This window comes from Burkholderia sp. DN3021 (genome assembly GCF_049805555.1).
GTDB classification, from domain to species: Bacteria; Pseudomonadota; Gammaproteobacteria; order Burkholderiales; family Burkholderiaceae; genus Burkholderia; species Burkholderia pyrrocinia_C.
Map to the genome: position 1 here is coordinate 1 of NZ_JBNCAB010000165.1, position 5,060 is coordinate 5,060.

The window sequence follows — 5,060 nt, forward strand, 5'->3', positions numbered from 1 at the left end:
GGGGGGGGGGGGGGGGTTGGTCGGGGGGGGGGCCGCGGGGGGGCTGGGCCGCCTGCTTTTCCTGCTGCTGGCGCGGCGGCCGGCCCTGCTGCTCGCGCGCATCGGCCGCACCATCCGGGTGCCGGGCCGACGGCGCTTTGGCCCGCGTTGGCGCGGGACTTTTAGGTACATTCGACATGGGGGCGCATTATAATCCCGCCCATGAATTCCCAAACCGACCTCCCTCCCGCCCAGACCGGCGCCGCGACGCCGCCGGCCGCCGACGATTCGGCCGCCAGCCACGCGCAGTTCGTCGACTGGATGCGCTCCGTCGCGCCCTATATCCACAAGTTCCGCAACAGCACGTTCGTCGTGGGGTTCGGCGGCGAGGTGGTGCAGCAGGGGCTGCTGAACGCGCTCGTGTCCGACATCGCGCTGCTGCAGGCGATGGGCATCCAGATCGTGCTCGTGCACGGCTCGCGCCCGCAGGTCGAAGAGCAGCTGAGCCTGCACGGTGTCGAATCCGAGTTTTCGCACGGCCTGCGCATCACCGATGCGCGCGCGCTCGAATCCGCGAAGGAAGCGGCCGGCGAAGTGCGTCTCGACATCGAGGCCGCAATCAGCCAGGGTCTGCCGAACTCGCCGATGGCGCACGCGCACATCAGCGTCGTGTCGGGCAACTTCGTGACCGCGCGGCCGGTGGGGATTCTCGACGGGGTCGATTTCGCGCATACGGGCATCGTGCGCAAGATCGACGCCGAATCGATCCGCCATTCGCTCGCGAGCCGCAAGCTGGTGCTGCTGTCGCCGCTCGGCTTCTCGCCGACCGGCGAGGCGTTCAACCTGTCGATGGAAGACGTCGCGTCGGCCGCCGCGATCGCGCTGCGCGCCGACAAGATCGTGTTCCTGACCGACGGCCCCGGCATCGTCGACGACGAAGGCGGGCTGATCCGCGAAATGTCGCTCGACGCGGCGGCGGAGCTGCTCGATTCCGGCAACATCCAGGGCGACGACGCGTTCTTCCTGAAGCACTCGATCCGCGCGTGCCGCGGCGGCGTGACGCGTGCGCACCTGATTCCGCAATCGCTCGACGGCAGCATGCTGCTCGAACTGTTCCTGCACGACGGCGTCGGCACGATGATCTCGTACGAGAACCTCGAAAGCCTGCGCGAAGCGACGCCGGACGACGTCGGCGGCATCCTGTCGCTGATCGAGCCGCTCGAGACGGACGGCACGCTGGTGCGGCGCGGCCGCCACCAGATCGAACGCGACATCGACCACTTCTCGGTGATCGAGCACGATGGCGTGCTGTTCGGCTGCGCGGCGCTGTATCCGTATCAGCAGGAGAAGATCGGCGAGATGGCGTGCCTGACGGTCGCGCCGGAAGCGCAGGGCTCGGGCGACGGCGAACGCCTGCTCAAGCGCATCGAGCAGCGCGCGCGCGCGCGCGGCCTCACGCACATCTTCGTGCTCACGACGCGCACCGAGCACTGGTTCCTCAAGCGCGGCTTCGTCAAGGTCAGCGTCGACGACCTGCCGGAAGACCGCCGCAAACTCTATAACTGGCAGCGCAAGTCGCTCGTGCTGATGAAACAGCTCTGAGCGGCGCAAGACGCCCGCCCTCCCCCAGTCCGATTACAGGAGAAGTACACGATGGCCCGTATGATTCAATGCGCGAAGCTCGGCAAGGAAGCCGAAGGTCTCGATTTCCCGCCGCTGCCGGGCGAACTCGGCAAGCGCATCTATGAAAGCGTCTCGAAGGAAGCCTGGCAGGGCTGGCTCAAGCAGCAGACGATGCTGATCAACGAAAACCGCCTGAACATGGCCGACCCGCGTGCACGCCAGTACCTGATGAAGCAGACCGAGAAGTACTTCTTCGGCGACGGCGCGGACCAGGCGTCCGGCTACGTGCCGCCGACGGAAGGCTGATGACGTGATGCGCGGAATCGGCAGCCTGCCGGCCGCGTGATCCAGAGAAAACGGCACCGTGTATCGCACGGTGCCGTTTTTCATTTGGGGTCGCGCGATCGACGCGACTCAACCGGCCGGTTTCAGCGCGCCGCCGTCGCCCGGCTGCTGCGGCCCGCCGCTCGCGCTTTCGGCGCTTCCGCCTTCGGTACCCCATTCCGCGGCATCGCTGCGCTCGGCGCTCGACAGCTCGTCCGCGCGATACCCGGTGCGGTTCAGCAGCGCCAACATGCAAATGAGCGACACGAGCGCGTAAAGTCCCGACGCGACCGCGACGCCGACGATGCTGCCGGTCGAATTGAGGATCGCCTGCGCGAGCACGGGCGTGCCGCCGCCGACGACGAGCGCGCTCAGTTGATACGCGAGCGACAGGCCCGTATAGCGGATGTTGGCCGGAAACACGCGCGCGAGCACGCCGCCGACCGCGCCGTAGAACATCGCGGACGGAATCGTCGAGATGCACATGCCCGCGACGGCCACCCAGTACGAGCGCGTCGCGAGCGCATGGAACATCACGGGCATCAGCACGATTTCCGGAATCAGGATCCAGCACATCGCGCGCCGCATGTCGATCTTCGACACGAACCACGCGCCGACCGGCTGCATCAGGAACTGCACGACGAGCGAGATCGACAGGATGCCGAGGAACGTGCCCTGCGCGTAGCCAAGCTCCTTGGTCGCCCACGACAGCGCGAACGTGCTGCGGAAATACGTGACGTTGATCACCGGCAGCGTGCCGGCCGCGAGCAGCACGACCACCCAGTGATCGCGCACGACGTCGCGCAGCGGCAGCTTCACCGTGCGCTTGCGCGCAAGCACGCGCTGCATGTCGGCCGATTCCTCGAGCTTCAGCCGGATCACCATGCCGATGATCACGAGCACCGCCGACAGCAGGAACGGAATGCGCCAGCCCCACATCAGGAAGGACGGCGTCGGCAGCGCGCTCAGCGCGAAGAACGCGGCGGTCGCGAGCAGGTTGCCGGTGGGCGAGCCCTGCTGCGCAAATGCCGCGTACAGGATGCTGCGGTGCTTCGGTGCGTTCTCGCTCGCGATCAGCACCGCGCCGCCCCACTCGCCGCCGACCGCGATGCCCTGCAGCACGCGCAGCACGACGAGGCCGGCCGGCGCCCATACGCCGATCTGCGCATAACCTGGCAGCAGGCCGATGCCGGTCGTCGCGAGGCCCATCATCACCAGCGTGATCACGAGCGCGGTCTTGCGGCCGACGCGATCGCCGAGATGCCCGAACACGATCCCGCCGAGCGGCCGCGCGGCGAAGCCGGCCCAGAACGTGACGAACGCGAGCAGCGTTGCGACGCCCGGGTCCATCGTGCTCGAAAAGAACACCTTGCCGAACACGAGCGCCGCGGCCGTGCCGTAGATGTAGAAGTCGTACCACTCGATCGTGGTGCCGACGAACGCCGCGAAGGCGGCGCGGCCGGGCCGCGGCTGAACGGCGGGCGGGGATTGCGGACGGCTCATCGATGTCTCCAGGTTGGTGTTCGGGGGCGCGACTGCCGCGCGCCTTTCCCGGTTGGCCGGCATTGCGCCGCCGGCCGGCGGCGTCGTGTCGGTCGGGTGCGCCTAGTCGGGCACCTGGCCGGGTGTCGTTTTCAGCACGCCGGCATCGAGCAGTTGCTGCTGAAGCGTGCGATCGACGCCGAGCCGATCGAGCACCGCGCGCGTGTCGCGGCCGAGCGCGGGCGGCGGCGTTCGATAGGTGGCCGGCGTGCGCGACAGCTTCACCGGCGACGCGGTACCGCGATACGCGCCGATCTCGACGAACAGGTTCCGGTGCAGCGCATGCGGATCGTGCGCGACGTCGGCCACCGTTCGCACCGGCCCGCACGGCACGCCGGCCGCCATCAGGTCACGCGCGAGCGGCTCGCAGGCATGCGCGGCGAGCCGCGCTTCCAGTTCGGCCTTCAGCTCGGGCCGGTGCGCGCAGCGGCTGCGGTTGTCGACGAAGCGCGGATCGCCCGCGAGCGCCGGCGCGCCGAGATGCGCGACGAGCCGCGCGAACTGCCGGTCGTTGCCGACCGCGAGGAAAATCGGCACGGTCGACGTGCAGTAGCTGTCGTACGGCGCGATGTTCGGATGCGCATTGCCGCTGCGCGCCGGGACGCGCCCCGAGCCGAAGAAGTTCGGCAGGTGCGGATGCAGCAGCGACACGCCGCAGTCGTACAACGCGATGTCGATCGACTGCCCGCGCCCGCTCTTCTCGCGCTCCGCAAGCGCCAGCAGGATGCCCGCGAGCGCGTTGAGCCCCGTGACCATGTCGACGATCGGCAAGCCGATGCGCGTCGCGTCGCCGTCGCGCTCGCCGTTGACGCTCATCAGCCCCGCCATCGCCTGGATCACCGCGTCGTAGCCGGGCAGCCCGCCGAGCGGACCGTCTGCACCGAAACCCGTCACCGCGCAGTGGATCAGGCGCGGGAAGCGCGGCTGCAGGTCGCGCGCATAGTCCATTCCCCAGCGCGCGAGCGTGCCGGGCTTGAAGTTCTCGACGAGCACGTCGGCGTCTTCGAGCAGGCGCCACAGGATCGCGCGCCCTTCTTCGCGCGACAGGTCGAGCGCGAGCCCTTCCTTGTTGCGGTTGACGCCCATGAAGTACCACGCGGTGTCGCCGAGGAACGGCGGCCCCCACCCGCGCGTCTCGTCGCCGTCCGGCGGCTCGATCTTGACCACCGTCGCGCCGTGATCGGCGAGCGCCTGCGTGCAGTACGGGCCGCCGAGCACGCGGCTCAGATCGACGACCTTCAGGCCGTCCAGTGCGCCTCGCGTCGCGTTCATCGTTCGACCTCCGGCAGCAGGTCGAGCGCCGTGTCGAGCGACACCGGCGTGCCGCGCAACAGCGCATCGAATGCGGCCGATTCGTCGTCGCGCGAGGCCGGCGCGAGCGGATCGACCGGCAGCAGCTTGTGGCGCACGACCAGGTGCGCGAGCGCGAGGCGCCGGAAATCCGGCGCGAGCCGTACGCCCTCGCAGGCCATCAGCACGGCCGCGCTCGCGTAGTACAGCGCGGAGGCGGCCTGCCGCACGCGCGCGTCGTCGCCTTCCGCCGCGACCCGTGCGAGCGCGTCGCAGGCGCGCGCGAGAACGCGCCGCAGCGC

The 5,060-nt window shown here is 69.3% G+C and carries 4 protein-coding genes and 1 pseudogene; 2 read left to right on the forward strand and 3 right to left on the reverse strand.

Going from position 1 to position 5,060, the window contains the following annotated elements:
- Positions 1-201: 201 nt before the first annotated feature.
- Positions 202-1,581 (forward strand): amino-acid N-acetyltransferase, encoded by a 1,380-nt coding sequence (gene argA, locus ACPUER_RS35825; protein WP_072436978.1) that lies wholly within the window; start codon positions 202-204, stop codon positions 1,579-1,581.
- Between the two features lie 51 nt (positions 1,582-1,632).
- On the forward strand, positions 1,633-1,908 hold the full coding sequence (locus ACPUER_RS35830; RefSeq protein ID WP_006478357.1) for an oxidative damage protection protein: 276 nt from the start codon (positions 1,633-1,635) through the stop codon (positions 1,906-1,908).
- Positions 1,909-2,016: 108 nt separating this feature from the next.
- Here the strand turns inward: ACPUER_RS35830 and ACPUER_RS35835 are convergent, their stop codons facing one another.
- From ACPUER_RS35835 to ACPUER_RS35845, 3 genes and pseudogenes are all read right to left on the reverse strand, one after another.
- The gene (locus tag ACPUER_RS35835; RefSeq protein ID WP_175961268.1) at positions 2,017-3,429 is read right to left on the reverse strand and encodes an MFS transporter; all 1,413 of its coding nucleotides are present in this window, start codon (positions 3,427-3,429) and stop codon (positions 2,017-2,019) included.
- A gap of 102 nt (positions 3,430-3,531) precedes the next feature.
- Positions 3,532-4,740 (reverse strand): CaiB/BaiF CoA transferase family protein, encoded by a 1,209-nt coding sequence (locus tag ACPUER_RS35840; RefSeq protein ID WP_425133459.1) that lies wholly within the window; start codon positions 4,738-4,740, stop codon positions 3,532-3,534.
- Positions 4,737-5,060: pseudogene (locus ACPUER_RS35845) on the reverse strand (DNA alkylation response protein); the annotation flags it as partial. The gene ACPUER_RS35840 and the pseudogene ACPUER_RS35845, both read right to left, overlap by 4 nt.

Bases quoted from the DNA above. Each gene is read 5' to 3' on its own strand.
- argA (WP_072436978.1), top strand. From the start codon at position 202: ATGAATTCCCAAACCGACCTCCCTCCCGCCCAGACCGGCGCCGCGACG.
- ACPUER_RS35830 (WP_006478357.1), top strand. From the start codon at position 1,633: ATGGCCCGTATGATTCAATGCGCGAAGCTCGGCAAGGAAGCCGAAGGT.
- ACPUER_RS35835 (WP_175961268.1), bottom strand. From the start codon at position 3,429: ATGAGCCGTCCGCAATCCCCGCCCGCCGTTCAGCCGCGGCCCGGCCGC.
- ACPUER_RS35840 (WP_425133459.1), bottom strand. From the start codon at position 4,740: ATGAACGCGACGCGAGGCGCACTGGACGGCCTGAAGGTCGTCGATCTG.